The organism is Streptomyces sp. NPDC093064, from assembly GCF_044754605.1.
GTDB lineage: Bacteria > Actinomycetota > Actinomycetes > Streptomycetales > Streptomycetaceae > Streptomyces.
This window is the reverse complement of sequence record NZ_JBIVPK010000015.1, coordinates 139,279-156,735: the sequence shown is the minus strand read 5'-3', so window position 1 is coordinate 156,735 and position 17,457 is coordinate 139,279. Positions and strand designations below refer to the sequence as shown.

Genomic DNA, 17,457 nt, shown 5'->3' with positions numbered 1-17,457 from the left:
TCCTCGGTGCGAACCGACTCACAAGGAAGTGATCGGCATGGCGGACACGGCCGGCGAACGCCCGAGCATCTACCCGACGCTGCTGTACGCGGACGCCAAGGCGGCCGTCAAGCAGCTGACGGAGGCCTTCGGCTTCACGGAACTGGCGGTGTACGAGGGCGAGGACGGCCTCGTGCACCACGCCGAGCTGGTGCAGGGCCACGGCGCGGTGATGCTGGGCTCGAAGGGCCGCGGCGGCCGCTTCGACGAGGCGATGCGCGGCGCGGGGCCCACGGGGGTGTACGTCGTGGTGGACGACGTGGACGCCCACCACCGGCGTGCGGCGGACCACGGCGCGGAGATCCTGATGCCCCCGACCGACCAGGACTACGGCTCCCGGGACTACATGGCCCGGGACGTCGAGGGCAACATCTGGAGCTTCGGCACGTACGCCCCCCGCGTCGAGGGCTGACCGGCCCCGCGGTCCCGGGGGTCAGCTGCCTCCGGTGTGGACCTGGAAGGCCGCCCGGCGGACGGCCTTGGCCAGCGCCGGGTCCGGGTGCGCGGCAGCGAGCGCGACCAGCACCTGCACGGTGCGGGGGTGGCCCACGGTGCGCACCTCGTCGAGCAGCATCGGGACGGTGGGCTGCACCGCGGCCTCCAGATGCCGTACGAGCATCGAGGCCTCGCCGTGGTCGGTGACGGCGGCGGCGGTGTCGACCCACAGCCACGTGGCCTCCTCGCGGGTGAGCACCTCGTGGGCGTCCTCCGCGTCGATGCCGTCGTGCTCGGCGAGCCACAGCAGGGCGTAGGGCCTGAGCGCCGGCTCGTCGAGCACGGCCCGTACGTCGGGCTCGGCGGGCGCGCCGACGACCCGCAGCGCCTCGAAGGCAAGTCCGCGCAGTAGGGCGTCCTCCCCGCGGGCGCCGCCGAGCAGCTCGGTGACGGCGCTGCCGACGGGGCGGGCGGCGAGCCAGGCGCGGTACTCGGCGCGGGCCGCGTTGGGCCGCAGTTGCGCGCAGCCGCGGAGCATGTCCTCGGCCGACTGCTCGATGTTCCCGGCGGGGCTCTGCGCGGCCACGCAGATCTGCTCCAGCTTCACCCACACCGCCCAGCTTCCGAGCGGGGTGAGTGTGGCCTGCCCGTCCCCGTCGGTCAGCGCCCCCACCGCGGCGAGTGCCCGGAGGGCCCAGTCGAGGAGCGGCGCGAGCGAGGTGCCCTCGGCGGCGGCACCGGACAGCGCGGTCACGGCGCTCCCGGCCTCGCGCACGGCGGCAAGGGCGCCGCCGGGGGCCGGGGCCGCCTGGCCCTCGGGCCCGGAGACGGCCGCGGCCGGACCACCCGGGACCTGGACGCGCGTCCCGGACACGGGAGCGGCGGGCTCGGGCGCGTGGATCGCCGGGGCCGACGCCCCGTCCTCCAGCCCGAGACCGGCACCGGGGGCAGGCCCGGAGGCGGCAGCCGCCGCGCTGTCAGGCTCGGAGACGGCGGTGGCCCGGACGGCAGGCGCCGCCCGGAGGCCCGCCCCCGGTCCGGGGACGGCGCCGAGCCCGGTGGCGGTGGCCGAGGACGCGTGGGTCGCGGCACCGTCCGGCGCCGAAGCCGCCGCGTCGTCGGGGACGGCGGTGGGGGCCGCCCGGAGGCCCGTCTTCGGTTCGGGGGCGGGCTCGACCGCCGCGGTCGTGGCGCCGTCCGGCGCCGGACCGGCGGCGTCCGGGTCGTAGGAAACCTCGCAGCGGTCGGTGCGCAGTTCCGTGACGCGCTGGCGGAGGAGGTCGAGGAGCTGCTCGACGGGGACGGGTCCGGCGGAGAGCTGGAGGAAGGACAGGACCTGCGGCATGGCCGAGACGACCTCGGCGACGGCGGCCGCCTCGTGGCCCTCCGGTTCCGGGCAGGCGAGCGACCAGGCGTCGAAGAGGGCCACCCAGCCGCGCAGGACGGCGCTGTCGTCGCGGTGCCAGGCACGCAGCCGCCAGCCGGGGCGGGCGTTGTCGCCGTGCACCTCGATGAGGCCGGCGAGCCGGGCGGTGTCCCAGTCGGCACGGACCTGAGCGGCGGTCAGGCCCAGATCGGCGGCCGCCCGCTCGGCGGTCGCGTCGGAGAGGGTGGCCTTGTCGTCGGTGGTCGGCCCCCCGCGGCCGGGCCCGAGGGCGGCGTCCGCCCAGCGGGCGAGGCGGGCCGCCCCGGCCAGACGGGAGCGCGCCATTCTGGCCAGCTCCGCGGGTGCCGGAGTGCCCTCCGGGGGGCGCGGGGCGGGGCGGCGCGTGTGCCGCTGGTTCACGGCTCGGGGGGCGGCGGCCAGGGGTCGTGGGCGGACGATGCGAAGCCTGGAGTCGCGCGGGATACGGGACGTCACGGGTGCAGTCTTCCGGTTGACGGTCCGAAAACCCAAACGGAATGTCACGGCAGGCGATGGAGAAGGCCAAGGGAGGGCAAAGAGGACCCCGGTCGGGCACGATCCGGCCGGTTCCGAAAGGGGTCCGAAGACCCGTCCGGACGCCGACCCCGAGGCAGGTGACACGCGGCGAACCGGAACCGTGCCCCCACCTCACATCAGCGGCGTCAGGAAGCGCCGCAGGGCTTCCTCGTACCCCTCGGGGTCGGCGTTCCACATCGCGCCGTGCGGAGCGTTCGGCACCGTGTGCAGCGCGACCAGGTTGGGACGGCGTTCGGCGAGGCGGCGGGAGAGCTGCCAGGGGGCCACCTGGTCACCCGGACCGTGGAAGATCAGCGTCGGTACCGTGAGCCCCTCCGGGTCCGTCGCCGCGGCCAGGCGGTCGCCGTACAGACCGGTGCGCCCCTGCGCGGCGCGCACCGCGAGCGGCAGCAGCGGGCCCGGGGTGTGCCGCGCCCGGGCCAGGGCCCGCAGTGTCACCTCCCAGTTGAGCACCGGGGAGTCCAGCACCAGTCCGGAGATCCGCTCGCGCACCGCCGAGCGGGTGGCGGCGCGCAGCGCCATCGTGGCGCCGGTGGACCAGCCGTGCAGAACGATCCGCTCGGCGCCGTACCGCACGGCGTAGCGGATCGCCGCGTCCAGGTCGCGCCACTCGGTCTCGCCGAGGTGGTTCAGGCCGTCCGGCGGACGGGGCGCGCCGAGGTCGCCGCGGTAGGCGAGGGCCAGCACCGGGAAGTGCCGGCGGTGCAGGAACCCCATGATGTTCATGGGGAGTTCGCGGGTGGCGCCCAGGCCGTGCACCGCGATCACCCAGGTCTCGCGGACCCCGGGCACGAACCACGCGGGCAGGGGGCCGAGTTCGCCCGGTATGTCGACGTCGGCGTGCTCGATGCCGAGGGCGGAGCGCGGGTTGCCGACATGCAGGTTCGGGGTGAGCCACACCTTGTCGCCGCGGTGCAGGGCGCCGTGGGTGACGCGCTCCAGTCGGCGTACGACGGTGTCGGGCCGGTGCGGGGCGGTGGGCAGGACGGGGCCGACCACCGCGTGGGAGCCGTTGCCGGACAGGCCGTAGGTGCCCGGACGCAGGGAGGCCAGGTCCCGGGTGAGGCTGATCTGCCCGGCGGCCGTGCCGTGCACGCTGAGCCGGGGTTCGGTGGGCAGGGGCCGGCCCGGAAGCGCCTTGAGCGCGGCGTCGCTGGCGAGCCGGCCCGCGGCGACGCTCGCCGCGCCGGCCGCCAGGGCTGCGGTGACGGCCGCGGCCGTCGCTTTGACTGTGGGCACGGCTCCAGTGTCCTGGCGCACCCGGTCACCGGCCAGTGGGACGAAGGGTCGGGGTGACATGTCCGCGCGAGTTCCATGGAGAGCGGCGTTCATTCCGGCGCCGCCCGCACACGGGGCCGGCGCCACCCGCAAACGGGGCTACCGACCAGCGCGTTCCCGATTCCCTGCCCCGGCTCCCGCCCCTGTCCCTACCTCCGCCCCGGCCCCGGCCCCGGCCCCGGCTGTCCGTACGCCCGCAGCCGCTCCCCCGCCTGGGCCAGTTGCTCCGGCGTCAGCAGAGCAGGTGTCAGGCCGGGGACGCTGGACGCCGCCAGCCACACACGACACATCCACTCCAACTGGGCCGTACGGTCGTAGGCCTGGTCGAGGGTGGCGCCGTAGGTGACGGTGCCGTGGTTGCGCAGCAGGCAGCCGGTGCGGCCGTCGAGGGCGCGCAGCATGTTCCCGGCCAGTTCCTCGGTGCCGTACGTGGCGTACGGGGCCACGCGGACGGGCCCGCCGAGCGCGCCGGCCATGTAGTGGATCAGCGGGAGTTCGGTGACGAGGGTCGAGACGGCCGTCGCGTGCACGGCGTGGGTGTGGACGACGGCGCCCGCGTCGGTACCGCGGTAGACCGCGAGGTGCATGGGCAGTTCGCTGGTCGGCACCAGTGTGCCGAGCACCTGCCGGCCGTCCAGGCCGACGCCGGTGACGTCGTCGTCCGTGAGCCGGTCGTAGGGGACGCCCGAGGGGGTGACCAGCACGGTGTCGCCCACGCGTACGGACACGTTGCCGGAGGTGCCGACGACCAGTCCGTCGGACACCGTGCGGCGGGCCGCCGCGACCAGCGCCCGCCAGGCGCGGGCCGTCTCTCCGAGTTCGGTCATGTGCCGATCCTGCCAGGACACCTTCCGCGAGCGACCGCTCTCTCCTCATCGGACCCCGGGAACGGACACCCCGATGACCGACTCAGTTCATCTTCCGTTCACCCGGGTTACCTACGTTCAACGCGCCAATGACGCTCGAACGATTGCCTGGGTAAATGGAAAGCTTCTCGCTGATCCTCGCGATAGTGGTGATCACCGCACTCGCGTTCGATTTCACGAACGGTTTCCACGACACCGCAAACGCGATGGCCACGACCATCTCCACCGGTGCGCTCAAGCCCAAGGTCGCGGTGGCCATGTCCGCCGTGCTGAACCTGGTGGGCGCCTTCCTGTCCGTGGAGGTCGCCAACACGATCTCCAAGGGTCTCGTCGACGAGAACGGCATCCGTCCCGAAGTCATCTTCGCCGCCCTGGTGGGCGCGATCCTCTGGAACCTGCTGACCTGGCTGGTCGGACTCCCCTCCAGTTCCTCGCACGCCCTCATGGGCGGTCTGATCGGCGCCACCATCGCCTCGGCCGGCTTCAGCGCCGTGCACGGCGGTGTCCTGCTCACCAAGGTCCTCATCCCGGCGGTCGCCGCCCCGGTCGTCGCGGGTCTCGCCGCGCTGGTCTCGACCCGGCTGTCGTACGGCATCGGCCGTAAGTCGCATTCGAACGGCAAGGCGGCCGAGAAGGGCCACCGCGCCGGGCAGATCGCCTCCGCGGGCCTGGTCTCGCTGGCCCACGGCACCAACGACGCGCAGAAGACGATGGGCGTCATCACCCTCGCCCTGATCGCCGGCGGCGCCCTCTCCCCCGGGTCCAACCCTCCCACCTGGGTCATCCTCTCGGCGGGCCTGGCCATCGCGCTCGGCACCTACATCGGCGGCTGGCGCATCATCCGCACCATGGGCAAGGGCCTGACCGACCTCCAGCCGCAGCAGGGCTTCGCCGCGCAGACCAGCGCGGCCACCGCCATCCTGGCCTCCTCCCACCTCGGCTTCTCCCTCTCCACCACGCACGTCGTCTCCGGTTCGGTGATGGGCGCGGGCCTGGGCCGCAAGGGCGGCGTGGTCCGCTGGTCCACCGCGACCCGCATGGCCGTCGCCTGGGCCCTCACGCTGCCCGCCGCGGCCCTGGTCGCGGCCGGCGCGGAGGCGGTGACGCGCCTCGGCGACTGGGGCACCTGGCTCGTCGCCGCGTTCCTGGTGGCCTCCAGCGCCGCCATCTGGAAGATCTCCCGCCGCGAGGTCGTCGACCACACCAACGTCAACGAGACCGAGGAGCCGGCCGGCGTGGTCACCCAGGCCATCGCCGCCGTCACCCCGCCCCCGGCCTCCCCGGTGACCGAAGAGCTCACGGCCACGATCCCCGCGCAGGCCTCCGCGCCCGCCGGTGATCCCGCGTCCGTGGCGACCCCGCCGGCCGCCGCCGTCTGAGCCCGCGCCACAGGCAGAAGGAAGAGAAGCACCATGAAGATCGACTGGGTGGCCCTCGGCTCCGTCTTCGGCGTCAGCCTCGGCGTCGCAGTGGGCCTCGTGGCCCTGTTCACCCTCGGCATCGCCGGCCTCTCCCGCCGCGAGCGGGCCGTCGCCGCGGGCCACGGCGGCGGGACCCTCGCGGTCACCGGCGCCTACGCCTGCTTCGCCGCGTGCGCCGCCGCCGTGGCCTACGGGATCTACCTGATCGTGGCATAGCCCGGCGCGGCCCGGACCCTGGCAACCGGGTTCGGGTCCGGGTCCCGCCCCCTCACGTCACCCGCCCTTCCCGGGCCGTCCCCACGGCGGCCCGGGAAGGGCGGGTCTTCTGGTCCCCGGTGCCCGCGGTGTGGGCCTCATCTCAGTACCCCCGCGCAGGTCAACGGCAGGTTGACGGGTGTTCGCGGTGCGTGGTGGACTGCCGGAGCCAAGTACGGCGGCAGGAGAGGAAGTCCGGTGCGAATCCGGCGCGGTCCCGCCACTGTGACCGGGGAAGAACTTCCCCGGGAGTCAGGAACTCTCGCCGCCGGTCTCGTCGAACCAGGGCGTGGACACCCTGAGTGAGGACACATATCGCCATGCGCGGCTGCCGACCAAGGTTCACCAGCGTCTGTCCGACCGACCGCACGACCGGCTGACCCGATGGGTGCCGATCGCGACTTCGCGTACGGCGCCGCCGCCGGCCTCCTCGGTGACCTGATCCTCGGCGATCCGCGCCGCGGGCATCCCGTCGCCGTGTTCGGACGGGCCGCGGGTGCCGTGGAACGCGCGCTGTGGCGGGATCACCGCGGCTGGGGCGCCCTGCACACCGCCGTGTGCGTGGGGGGCGTCGTGTCGTCGGCCGCGCTGGCCGTGTCCGCCGCGCGTTCCTCCCGTACCGCGTCCGTCGCGCTGACCGCCGCAGCCACCTGGGCCGTCGTCGGCGGGACCTCCCTCGCCCGTGAGGCGCGGGAGATCGGGCGCGCGCTGGGGGCCGGGGACGTCGAGGACGCCCGGGCGCGGCTGCCGCATCTGTGCGGGCGTGATCCGCAGGCGCTGGACGCCGACGGGATCGCCCGGGCCGTCGTCGAGTCCGTCGCCGAGAACACGTCCGACGCGGTGGTGGGCGCGCTGGTGTGGGGCGCCGCCGCCGGTGTGCCGGGCCTCCTCGGTTTCCGCGCGGTCAACACCCTGGACGCCATGGTCGGGCACAAGTCCCCCCGGTACCGCCGCTACGGCTGGGCCTCGGCCCGGCTCGACGACCTCGCCGGATGGCCGGGGGCACGGCTCACCGCCGCCCTGGCGGCCGTCGCGGGCGACGACCCGCGCGGTGCCGTACGGGCCTGGCGCGCCGACGCCGGGAAGCATCCGAGCCCCAACGCCGGTCCGGTGGAAGCCGCGTTCGCGGGGGCGCTCGGGGTGCGGCTGGGCGGCACGCTCTCGTACGCCGGGCGTGTTGAGCACCGCCCGGTGCTCAACGGCGCCGGACGCGCCGTCCGGCCGGGTGACATCGAGCGCGCGGTACGGCTCTCCCGCCGCGTGGGCTGGCTCGCGCTCGGCGTGTGCGCGGGCGTACGGCTGTTGAAGAGAGGACGGACGTCATGAGTGGCGGTCTGCTCGTCGCCGGCACCACCTCCGACGCCGGGAAGAGCGTCGTCACCGCCGGGATCTGCCGGTGGCTGGTGCGCCAGGGCGTGAAGGTCGCCCCCTTCAAGGCGCAGAACATGTCCCTCAACTCGTTCGTCACCCGGGAGGGCGCCGAGATCGGGCGGGCGCAGGCCATGCAGGCCCAGGCTTGCCGCATCGAGCCGACCGCGCTGATGAACCCGGTGCTGCTCAAGCCGGGCGGCGAGCAGAGCAGCCAGGTCGTCCTGCTGGGCAAACCGGTGGGCGAGTTGAGCGCGCGCGGCTACCACGGCGGGCGGCAGCAGAAGCTCCTCGGCACCGTGCTGGACTGCCTCGCCGAGCTGCGGAGCACGTACGACGCGGTGATCTGCGAGGGGGCGGGCAGCCCGGCGGAGATCAACCTGCGCCGGACCGACATCGTCAACATGGGGATCGCGCGCGGCGCGCGGCTGCCCGTGCTCGTCGTCGGCGACATCGACCGCGGTGGCGTCTTCGCCTCCTTCTACGGCACGCTCGCGCTGCTGTCGCCGGAGGACCAGGAACTCGTCGCCGGGTTCCTCGTCAACAAGTTCCGCGGGGACGTCTCGCTGCTCGAACCCGGGCTCGACATGCTGCACGGGCTCACCGGCCGGCGTACGTACGGCGTGCTGCCGTTCCGGCACGGGCTCGGCATCGACGAGGAGGACGGGCTGCGCGTGTCTCTGCGGGGCGCCGTGCGGGAGTCCGCCGTGGCGCCCCCGGTCGGGGAGGACGTGCTGCGGGTCGCCGTCTGCGCCGTGCCGCTGATGTCCAACTTCACCGACGTGGACGCGCTCGCCGCCGAACCGGGCGTCGTCGTGCGGTTCGTGGACCGGCCCGAGGAGCTGACCGACGCCGACCTCGTCGTCGTGCCCGGCACACGCGGCACGGTCAGGGCGCTGGAATGGCTGCGGGAGCGGGGGCTCGCACGGGCTCTGGCGAGCAGGGCCGCCGAGGGGCGGCCGGTGCTGGGCATCTGCGGCGGCTTCCAGATCCTCGGCGAGCACATCGAGGACGACGTGGAGAGCCGGCGCGGACACGTCGACGGGCTGGGCCTGCTGCCCGTACGGGTCGCCTTCGCCCGCGAGAAGACCCTCACCCGGCCGCGGGGCGAAGCCCTCGGCGAGCGGGTCGAGGGATACGAGATCCACCACGGGGTCGCCGAAGTCACCGGCGGGGAGCCCTTCTTGGACGGCTGCCGGGTCGGGGCCGTCTGGGGCACGCACTGGCACGGCTCGCTGGAGTCGGACGGCTTCCGGCGCGCCTTCCTGCGCGAGGTGGCGGCCGCCGCCGGGCGCCGTTTCGTGCCGGCGCCCGACACCTCGTTCGCCGCGCTGCGCGAGGAGCAGCTCGACCGGCTCGGCGACCTGATCGAACAGCACGCGGACACGGACGCGCTCTGGCGGCTCATCGAGTCGGGCGCGCCGCAAGGACTGCCTTTCATTCCACCGGGAGCGCCCGCATGAGCACAGTGTTGTTGTTGTCGACCGCCGACACCGATCTGCTCGCCGCCCGAGCCTCGGCCGCCTCCTACCGGATCGGCAATCCGACCCGTGTGGACGTCGACGAGGAGCTTCCGGGGCTGCTCGACGGCGCGGACATCGCCGTCGTACGGCTGCTCGGCGGCAAGCGCGCCTGGGAGGACGGGCTCGCCGCGCTGAAGGCCGCCGGCGTGCCGACCGTGCTGCTGGGCGGAGAGGCCGTACCGGACGCCGAGTTGATGGCCGAGTCGTCGGTGCCGGCCGGAGTCGTGGCGGAGGCGCTGAAGTACCTCGTCGAGGGCGGCCCGGAGAACCTGGCGGAACTCGCCCGGTTCCTCTCCGACACGGTGCTGCTGACCGGCGAGGGCTTCGAGGAGCCGCGGCGGATGCCGGAGTACGGCGTCCACGGCGAACGTGCCCTGGTGGCCGGCCGCCCGACCGTCGGCGTGCTCTTCTACCGCGCCCACGAACTGAGCGGCAACAGCGCGTTCGTCGACACGCTGTGCGACGCGATCGAGGCGCACGGCGCCAACGCCCTTCCCGTCTACTGCGGTTCGCTGCGCGGCGCGGACGCCGGGCTGTACGAGATCCTCGGACGCGCCGACGCCCTGGTCGCCACCGTCCTCGCGGCCGGCGGCACGCACGCGTCGCAGGCGTCGGCGGGAGGCGACGAAGAGGCCTGGGACATCGGGGCGCTCGCGGACCTGGACATCCCCGTGCTGCAAGGGCTCTGCCTGACCTCCTCGCGCGCCGCGTGGGACGGGTCCGATGCCGCGCTGTCCCCCATGGACGCGGCCATGCAGGTCGCGATCCCGGAGTTCGACGGGCGGCTGACCACCGTCCCGTTCTCCTTCAAGGAGCAGGGCCCGGACGACGTGCCGGTGTACACCGCCGACCCCGAGCGGGCCGCCCGGGTCGCCGGGATCGCCGTACGGCACGCGCGGTTGAAGCACAAGGCCAACGCGGAGAAGCGGGTCGCGCTCGTCTTCACGGCGTACCCGACCAAGCACTCGCGGGTCGGCAACGCGGTGGGGCTCGACACCCCGGCGTCGGCGGTACGGGTCCTGGACGCGCTGCGGGACGCGGGCTATGCGGTCGAGGGCTATCCCGACAACGGCGACGAGCTCATCCACCGCCTCATCGAGGCCGGCGGTCACGACGTGGAGTGGCTGACGGAGGACCAGCTCGCCGCCGCGCCCGCACGTGTGCCGCTGGCCGACTACCGGGCGTGGTTCGGCCGGCTGGACCCGGAGCTGCGGAACGCGATGACGGAGGCGTGGGGCGAGCCGCCGGGCGGCCTGTACGTCGACGGCGACGACATCGTCCTGGCCTCCCTGCGGTTCGGGAACGTGGTCGTCATGATCCAGCCGCCGCGCGGCTTCGGCGAGAACCCGATCGCGATCTACCACGACCCCGACATGCCGCCGTCCCACCACTACATGGCGGCCTACCGGTGGCTGGAAAACTCGTTCGGCGCCGACGCGATCGTGCACATGGGCAAGCACGGCACGATGGAGTGGCTGCCCGGCAAGGGGCTGGGCCTGTCCCGCGGATGCGCGCCGGACGCGGTGCTCGGCGACCTGCCGCTGGTGTACCCGTTCATCGTCAACGACCCCGGCGAGGGCACCCAGGCCAAGCGGCGCGGGCACGCCACGGTCGTCGACCACCTCGTCCCGCCGATGGCGCGCGCGGACACGTACGGTGACCTGGCCAAACTGGAGCAGCTCCTCGACGAGTACGCGCTCGTCTCCGACCTGGACCCGGCGAAGGCTCCCGCCGTGCGGGCCCAGATCTGGACCCTGGTCAAGGCCGCCGAGCTGCACCACGACCTGCGGGTGGACGAGCAGCCGGACGACGACGCGTTCGACGAGTTCGTCATGCACATCGACGGCTATCTGTGCGAGATCAAGGACGTGCAGATCAGGGACGGCCTGCACATCCTCGGCGGCGGCCCGGTCGGCGAGCCGCGCGTGAACCTGGTGCTGGCCGTGCTGCGCGCCTCGCAGGTGTGGGGCGGGCAGGCGAACGCGCTGCCGGGGCTGCGGGCCTGTCTCGTGGAGCACTTCGGCCTGGTGGAGAAGGAGTTGCTGGCCGAGCCGGGCGCTCCGGTGAAGGTGCCGGTGGAGCTGACGGACCTGGTGGAGGGTCCGGCGCGCACGGCCGCGGACGCCATCGACCTGCTGGAGCAGCTGTGCCGGCGGATCGCCGAGGGCATGGAGGAGCGCGGCTGGGCGGCCGACGCGGGTCCGGCGCTCGTCCGGGAGGTGCTGGGCACCGAACTCCCGGACGCGACGGCCGTGCTGGAGTTCGCCTGCACCGAGGTCGTGCCGCGGCTCGCCCGTACGACGGACGAGATCGGGCACATCCTGCGGGCGCTGGACGGCGGTTACGTCCCCGCGGGGCCGTCCGGCTCGCCGACCCGGGGCCTGGTCAACGTGCTGCCGACCGGACGCAACTTCTACTCGGTCGACCCCAAGGCGATCCCGTCACGGCTGAGTTGGGAGGTCGGCCAGTCCCTCGCGGACTCGCTGGTCGCCCGCTACCTCCAGGACACCGGCGCGTACCCGAAGTCGGTGGGCCTGACGGTCTGGGGCACGTCCGCGATGCGCACCCAGGGCGACGACATCGCCGAGATCCTGGCGCTGCTGGGCTGCCGCCCGGTGTGGGACGACGCCTCCCGCCGCGTGACCGGCTTCGAGGTGGTCTCCCTGGCGGAGCTGGGCCGGCCGCGCATCGACGTGACGGTCCGCATCTCCGGCTTCTTCCGGGACGCGTTCCCGCACGTCGTCGGGCTGATCGACGACGCGGTACGGGCGGTGGCGGAGCTGGACGAGCCTGCCGAGCGGAACTTCGTGAAGGCCCACGCCGACGAGGACACCGCCGAGCACGGCGACCGGCGCCGCGCCACGGCCCGTATCTTCGGCTCCAAGCCGGGCGCGTACGGCGCGGGTCTGCTGCCGCTGATCGACGCACGCAACTGGCGCTCGGACGCGGACCTCGCCGAGGTGTACGCGGTGTGGGGCGGCTACGCCTACGGACGCGGCCTCGACGGGCGAGCGGCACGCGGGGACATGGAGACGGCGTTCCGGCGGATCGCGGTGGCGGCGAAGAACGTCGACACCCGTGAGCACGACCTGGTCGACGCGGACGACTACTTCCAGTACCACGGCGGCATGGTCGCGATGGTGCGCCATCTGACAGGGACGAGCCCGGAGGCGTACGTCGGGGACTCCGCCGTCCCGGACCAGGTCAAGACCCGCACGCTGGGCGAGGAGACGCATCGGGTCTTCCGCGCCCGGGTGGTCAACCCGCGCTGGATGGCGGCCATGCGACGGCACGGCTACAAGGGCGCCTTCGAGATGGCGGCGACCGTGGACTACCTGTTCGGCTACGACGCCACGGCGGGCGTGGTCGACGACTGGATGTACGAGAAGCTCAGCGCCGAGTACGTCTTCGACGCCGAGAACCGCGACTTCATGAAGAAGTCCAACCCGTGGGCGCTGCGGGGCATCACCGAGCGGCTGCTGGAAGCGGCCGACCGCGGGCTGTGGGCCGAGCCGGACGCGGACACGCTGGAGCGGCTGCGGGCCACCTACCTGGAGCTGGAGGGCGACTTGGAGGGCGAGGACAAGTGACCACCCCGTATCCGTTCACGGCTGTCGTCGGACAGGACGACCTGCGGTTGGCGCTGCTGCTGAATGCGGTGTCTCCGCAGGTGGGCGGCGTTCTCGTGCGCGGCGAGAAGGGCACCGCCAAGAGCACCGCCGTACGTGCCCTCTCCGCGCTTCTACCCGAGGTGGACGTCGTCCCCGGGTGCCGGTTCTCCTGTGACCCCGGCTCGCCCGACCCCGCCTGCCCGGACGGGCCGCACGAGCCGGGGGCCGGTGCCGAGCGGCCGGCGCGGATGGTCGAGCTGCCCGTGGGGGCCTCCGAGGACCGGCTCGTGGGCGCGCTGGACATCGAGCGGGCGCTCGCCGAGGGCGTGAAGGCGTTCGAGCCGGGCCTGCTCGCCGACGCGCACCGCGGGATCCTCTACGTCGACGAGGTCAACCTTCTGCACGACCACCTCGTGGACCTCCTGCTGGACGCCGCCGCCATGGGCGCCTCCTACGTGGAGCGCGAGGGCGTCTCCGTGCGGCACGCGGCGCGCTTCCTGCTCGTCGGGACCATGAACCCGGAGGAGGGCGAGTTGAGGCCGCAGCTCCTCGACCGGTTCGGGCTCACCGTCGAGGTCGCGGCCTCGCGGGAGCCCGACCAGCGGGTGGAGGTCGTGCGCAGGCGGCTCGCCCACGACGACGACCCCGCCGCCTTCGCCGCACGCTGGGCCGACGAAGAGGCCGCCGTGCGGGCGCGGATCGTGGCCGCGCGGGAGCTGCTGCCGCAGGTCCGGCTGGGCGATGGCGCGCTGCGGCAGATCGCCGCGACGTGTGCCGCCTTCGAGGTGGACGGCATGCGCGCCGACATCGTCATGGCCCGGACCGCCACCGCGCTGGCCGCCTGGGCCGGGCGGACCGACGTGCTCGCCGAGGACGTGCGGCAGGCCGCGCTGCTGGCCCTCCCCCACCGGCGGCGGCGCAATCCGTTCGACGCGCCGGGGCTGGACGAGGACAAGCTCGACGAGACGCTGGAGCAGTTCGGCGATTCCCCGGACGACGACTCCGACCCCGATCCGGACGGGCCGGGCGGGCCGGGCGGAGGCGGCGGGCAGCCGCCGCAGGACGGCCCCGAGGACAACGGGGACTCGCCCGCGCAGCCCGAGGCCGGCGACAGCGGCGAGCCGCAGCCCTCCGGTGCCGGCGCCGGTGAGCAGTCCGCCGTACGCGCCTCCGAGCCGTTCCGCACCAAGGTGCTGAGCGTGCCCGGCCTCGGCGAGGGTGCCGCCGGGCGGCGTTCGCGGGCGCGGACCGAGCACGGGCGCACGACCGGGGCACGGCGGCCCCGAGGCACCCTGACCAAGCTGCACCTGGCGGCCACCGTGCAGGCGGCGGCCCCGCACCAGCGGGCCCGTGGGCGGTCCGGGCCGGGGCTGGTGGTCCGCCGGGACGATCTGCGGCAGGCGGCCCGCGAGGGGCGCGAGGGGAACCTCGTCCTGTTCGTGGTCGACGCCTCCGGCTCGATGGCCGCGCGGCAGCGGATGAGCGCCGTGAAGGGGGCGGTGCTGTCGCTGCTCCTCGACGCCTATCAGCGGCGGGACAAGGTGGGACTGGTGACCTTCCGGGGCAAGGACGCGCAGGTCGCGCTGCCGCCCACCTCGTCCGTGGACGCCGCCGCGGCCCGGCTGGAGTCGCTGCCGACGGGCGGGCGCACTCCGCTGGCGGCCGGGCTGCTGCGCGCGCACGAGGTGCTGCGGGTCGAGCGGCTGCGTGATCCCGCGCGGCGGGCGCTCGTCGTGGTCGTGACCGACGGGCGGGCCACCGGTGGTCCGGAGCCGGTGGCCCTGGCCGGACGTGCGGCGCGGCTGTTCGCGGCCGAGGGGGTCGCGTCGGTGGTCGTGGACTGCGAGTCGGGGCCGGTGCGGCTGAGGCTCGCCGGGCAGCTCGCGGGTGAACTGGGCGGTTCGGCCGTGACGTTGGACGAGCTGCGGGCGGACAGCATCGCCGGTCTTGTCAGGGACGTTCAGGGGACTTCGAGGAGGGCCGCGTAATGCCTCAGGGGCAGCCGAGCGTCGTACCGGAGGACGGGCTGACGACCCGCCAGCGGCGCAACCGTCCGCTGGTCGTCGTGCACACCGGGGTCGGCAAGGGCAAGTCCACCGCCGCCTTCGGGCTGGCGCTGCGCGCCTGGAACCAGGGCTGGCCGATCGGGGTGTTCCAGTTCGTCAAGTCGGCGAAGTGGCGGGTCGGCGAGGAGCGCGCGCTGCGGGTGCTCGGCGACTCCGGCGAGGGCGGGTCCGTCGCGTGGCACAAGATGGGCGAGGGCTGGTCCTGGGTGCAGCGGGACGCGCAGATGGACAACGAGCAGAAGGCACGTGAGGGCTGGGAGCAGGTCAAGCGGGACCTGGCCGCCGAGACGTACCGGCTGTACGTGCTCGACGAGTTCGCGTATCCGATGCACTGGGGCTGGATCGGCACCGACGAGGTCGTGGAGGTGCTGCGGAACCGGCCCGGGACCCAGCATGTGGTGATCACCGGGCGGAACGCGCCCGAGGAGCTGGTGGACTTCGCCGACCTCGTCACCGACATGTCCAAGGTGAAGCATCCGATGGACGCCGGGCAGAAGGGGCAGAGGGGCATCGAGTGGTGACGTCCCTGTCCGTGCCCCGGCTGGTCGTCGCCGCGCCCTCGTCGGGCAGCGGCAAGACCACCGTCGCCACGGGGCTGATGGCCGCGCTGACCCGGCGGGGCCTTTCGGTGTCCCCGCACAAGGTCGGCCCGGACTACATCGACCCCGGGTATCACGCGCTCGCCACCGGGCGTGCGGGGCGGAACCTGGACGCCTACCTGTGCGGGCCGGAGCTGATCGGGCCGCTGTTCCTGCACGGGGCGCGCGGGTGTGACATCGCCGTCGTCGAGGGCGTGATGGGGCTGTACGACGGGGCCGCCGGGGAGGGTGAACTGGCGTCCACCGCGCAGGTGGCGAAGCTGCTGCGGGCGCCGGTGGTGCTGGTCGTCGACGCGTCGTCGCAGTCCCGGTCGGTGGCGGCGCTGGTGCACGGGTTCGTGACCTGGGATCCGGAGGTGCGGATCGGGGGCGTGATCCTCAACAAGGTGGCCTCCGACCGGCACGAGGCACTGCTGCGCGAGGCGCTGGACGCGGTCGGGGTGCCCGTACTGGGAGTTCTGCGGCGGGTCGAGCAGGTCGACACGCCCTCTCGTCATCTCGGCCTGGTGCCGGTCGCCGAGCGGCGGGCGGCGGCCGTGGACGCGGTGGCGGCGATGGCGGCGCAGGTCTGCGACGGGTGCGATCTGGAGGCGCTGGTCGCGCTGGCGCGCGGTGCGGGGGCGTTGCCGTGTGCGGCCTGGGACGCGGCCGAGGTCCTGCTCTCCTCCGGCGGGGGATCCTCCCGGGAGAGGCCGAGGGTCGCCGTCGCCGGTGGATCCGCCTTCACCTTCTCCTACGCCGAGCACGCCGAGTTGCTGAGTGCTGCCGGGGCCGAGGTCGTGCCCTTCGACCCGCTGCGGGACGAGCGGCTGCCCGAGGGGACCCGCGGGCTGGTCGTCGGGGGCGGGTTTCCCGAGGTGTACGCGGCGGAGCTGACCGCCAACGAGCCCTTGCGCGGGGCCGTCGCCGAGCTCGCGCTCGGCGGCGCTCCCGTCGCCGCCGAGTGTGCGGGGCTGCTGTATCTGTGCCGGGAGCTGGACGGGCAGCCCATGTGCGGGGTGCTGGACGCCTCGGCACGGATGACCGGGCGGCTCACGCTCGGCTACCGGGACGCCGTGGCCGTGAGCGACAGCGTGCTCGCCGGGGCCGGGGAGCGGATACGGGGGCACGAGTTCCACCGGACCGTCGTCGAACCCGGCTGGGGGACGGGGGCGGCGGCCCCCGCCTGGGGTGTGCGCGTCCCCGAGCGGCGGGTCGAAGGCTTCGTACAGAGCAACGTGCACGCGAGTTATCTGCACACGCACTGGGCCGCCGCGCCCGGTGTCGCCCGTCGGTTCGTCGAGAGGTGCCGGACGTCATGAGCAGCAGGCTGATCGGAGTCGGGGTGGGTCCCGGCGATCCGGAGCTGGTGACCGTCAAGGGCGTCAACGCCCTGCGTGCCGCGGACGTCGTCGTCGTGCCCGTCATGGGCGCGTCCGACGGAACGGACGGCGGGGAGCGGGGGCGTGCCGAGGCGACCGTGCTGCACTACGTGCCCGCGGAGAAGGTCGTCCGGGTGGTGTTCGCGCTGAACGAGCGGTCGGACCGGGCCCGGCGGGAGGCCGCGTGGGACGCGGCCGGGGCGCGGGTCGCCGGGCTGCTCGAGGCCCGCGGCACGGTCGCCTTCGCCACCATCGGCGATCCCAACGTCTATTCGACCTTCACGTATCTCGCGCAGACCGTCGCCGCCCTGGTGCCGGGGACCGTGGTGGAGACGGTGCCCGGGATCACCGCGATGCAGGATCTGGCGGCGCGTTCGGGGGCCGTGCTGACCGAGGGCACCGAGCCGCTGACCCTGGTGCCGGTCACCGCGGGCGCCGCCGTGCTCAAGGAGGCGCTGAGCGGGCCCGGGACCGTCGTGGCGTACAAGTTCGGTCGGCAGGCGCGTGAGGTGGCCGAGGCGCTGCGGGACAGCGGGCGGATCGACGACGCGGTGTGGGGGTCGGCGCTGGGGCTGCCGGAGGAGTCGATCCGGCCGGCGTCGGGGCTGGACGGGGCGCCGCTGCCGTACCTCTCGACGCTCATCGCGCCCGCGCGGCGCGAGGGCGGGCGGGGCGGCAAGCTGTGAGCCGTAC

13 protein-coding genes and 1 riboswitch are annotated in these 17,457 nt (G+C 74.2%); of the genes, 10 read left to right on the top strand and 3 right to left on the bottom strand.

Going from position 1 to position 17,457, the window contains the following annotated elements:
* Positions 1–37: 37 nt before the first annotated feature.
* Positions 38–451: a VOC family protein gene (locus tag ACIQFZ_RS20325; protein ID WP_361411236.1), complete on the top strand. Its 414-nt coding sequence runs from the start codon at positions 38–40 to the stop codon at positions 449–451.
* Positions 452–472: 21 nt separating this feature from the next.
* Here ACIQFZ_RS20325 and ACIQFZ_RS20320 read toward each other — a convergent pair whose 3' ends face one another.
* The 3 genes from ACIQFZ_RS20320 to ACIQFZ_RS20310 form a co-directional block, all read right to left on the bottom strand.
* A complete protein-coding gene (locus ACIQFZ_RS20320) occupies positions 473–2,185 on the bottom strand; it encodes a hypothetical protein (RefSeq protein ID WP_402691828.1) in 1,713 nt (570 codons plus the stop codon).
* 342 nt (positions 2,186–2,527) lie between these two features.
* Positions 2,528–3,655, bottom strand: a complete 1,128-nt coding sequence (locus tag ACIQFZ_RS20315) for an alpha/beta fold hydrolase (RefSeq protein ID WP_365425382.1) — start codon at positions 3,653–3,655, stop codon at positions 2,528–2,530.
* A 188-nt stretch (positions 3,656–3,843) separates the two neighbouring features.
* Positions 3,844–4,521, bottom strand: a complete 678-nt coding sequence (locus ACIQFZ_RS20310; RefSeq protein WP_365425380.1) for a class II aldolase/adducin family protein — start codon at positions 4,519–4,521, stop codon at positions 3,844–3,846.
* A 155-nt stretch (positions 4,522–4,676) separates the two neighbouring features.
* On the opposite strand from ACIQFZ_RS20310, the gene ACIQFZ_RS20305 reads away from it, so the two are divergent.
* The 9 genes from ACIQFZ_RS20305 (at position 4,677) to cobI (ending at position 17,450) form a co-directional block, all read left to right on the top strand.
* Positions 4,677–5,939 (top strand): inorganic phosphate transporter, encoded by a 1,263-nt coding sequence (locus ACIQFZ_RS20305; RefSeq protein ID WP_365425378.1) that lies wholly within the window; start codon positions 4,677–4,679, stop codon positions 5,937–5,939.
* 33 nt (positions 5,940–5,972) lie between these two features.
* Positions 5,973–6,197, top strand: coding sequence for a hypothetical protein (locus tag ACIQFZ_RS20300; RefSeq protein ID WP_365775903.1), 225 nt, complete (start codon positions 5,973–5,975; stop codon positions 6,195–6,197).
* Between the two features lie 186 nt (positions 6,198–6,383).
* Positions 6,384–6,521, top strand: a riboswitch (cobalamin riboswitch).
* Positions 6,522–6,620: 99 nt separating this feature from the next.
* Entirely contained in the window at positions 6,621–7,562 is a 942-nt protein-coding gene (locus ACIQFZ_RS20295; RefSeq protein WP_365430223.1) for a cobalamin biosynthesis protein, read from the top strand.
* Positions 7,559–9,067 (top strand): cobyric acid synthase, encoded by a 1,509-nt coding sequence (locus ACIQFZ_RS20290; protein ID WP_365430225.1) that lies wholly within the window; start codon positions 7,559–7,561, stop codon positions 9,065–9,067. The genes ACIQFZ_RS20295 and ACIQFZ_RS20290 overlap by 4 nt, the downstream gene beginning before the upstream one ends.
* Positions 9,064–12,717, top strand: a complete 3,654-nt coding sequence (cobN, locus tag ACIQFZ_RS20285; protein WP_402691827.1) for a cobaltochelatase subunit CobN — start codon at positions 9,064–9,066, stop codon at positions 12,715–12,717. Before ACIQFZ_RS20290 ends, cobN begins: the two co-directional genes overlap by 4 nt.
* On the top strand, positions 12,714–14,726 hold the full coding sequence (locus ACIQFZ_RS20280) for a putative cobaltochelatase (RefSeq protein ID WP_402691826.1): 2,013 nt from the start codon (positions 12,714–12,716) through the stop codon (positions 14,724–14,726). Before cobN ends, ACIQFZ_RS20280 begins: the two co-directional genes overlap by 4 nt.
* Positions 14,726–15,325 (top strand): cob(I)yrinic acid a,c-diamide adenosyltransferase, encoded by a 600-nt coding sequence (gene cobO / locus ACIQFZ_RS20275; protein WP_365430231.1) that lies wholly within the window; start codon positions 14,726–14,728, stop codon positions 15,323–15,325. Before ACIQFZ_RS20280 ends, cobO begins: the two co-directional genes overlap by 1 nt.
* Positions 15,319–16,704 (top strand): cobyrinate a,c-diamide synthase, encoded by a 1,386-nt coding sequence (locus ACIQFZ_RS20270; RefSeq protein ID WP_402691825.1) that lies wholly within the window; start codon positions 15,319–15,321, stop codon positions 16,702–16,704. The genes cobO and ACIQFZ_RS20270 overlap by 7 nt, the downstream gene beginning before the upstream one ends.
* Positions 16,701–17,450 carry a precorrin-2 C(20)-methyltransferase gene (gene cobI, locus ACIQFZ_RS20265; RefSeq protein WP_361411260.1) on the top strand — a complete coding sequence of 250 codons (750 nt, stop codon included), beginning with the start codon at positions 16,701–16,703 and terminating at the stop codon, positions 17,448–17,450. The genes ACIQFZ_RS20270 and cobI overlap by 4 nt, the downstream gene beginning before the upstream one ends.
* Positions 17,451–17,457 lie beyond the last annotated feature (7 nt).

Coding starts and splice junctions, on each gene's coding strand:
- cobO (WP_365430231.1), top strand. CDS start 14,726: ATGCCTCAGGGGCAGCCGAGCGTCGTACCGGAGGACGGGCTGACGACC.
- ACIQFZ_RS20300 (WP_365775903.1), top strand. CDS start 5,973: ATGAAGATCGACTGGGTGGCCCTCGGCTCCGTCTTCGGCGTCAGCCTC.
- ACIQFZ_RS20310 (WP_365425380.1), bottom strand. CDS start 4,521: ATGACCGAACTCGGAGAGACGGCCCGCGCCTGGCGGGCGCTGGTCGCG.
- cobI (WP_361411260.1), top strand. CDS start 16,701: ATGAGCAGCAGGCTGATCGGAGTCGGGGTGGGTCCCGGCGATCCGGAG.
- cobN (WP_402691827.1), top strand. CDS start 9,064: ATGAGCACAGTGTTGTTGTTGTCGACCGCCGACACCGATCTGCTCGCC.
- ACIQFZ_RS20290 (WP_365430225.1), top strand. CDS start 7,559: ATGAGTGGCGGTCTGCTCGTCGCCGGCACCACCTCCGACGCCGGGAAG.
- ACIQFZ_RS20325 (WP_361411236.1), top strand. CDS start 38: ATGGCGGACACGGCCGGCGAACGCCCGAGCATCTACCCGACGCTGCTG.
- ACIQFZ_RS20295 (WP_365430223.1), top strand. CDS start 6,621: ATGGGTGCCGATCGCGACTTCGCGTACGGCGCCGCCGCCGGCCTCCTC.
- ACIQFZ_RS20305 (WP_365425378.1), top strand. CDS start 4,677: ATGGAAAGCTTCTCGCTGATCCTCGCGATAGTGGTGATCACCGCACTC.
- ACIQFZ_RS20320 (WP_402691828.1), bottom strand. CDS start 2,185: ATGGCGCGCTCCCGTCTGGCCGGGGCGGCCCGCCTCGCCCGCTGGGCG.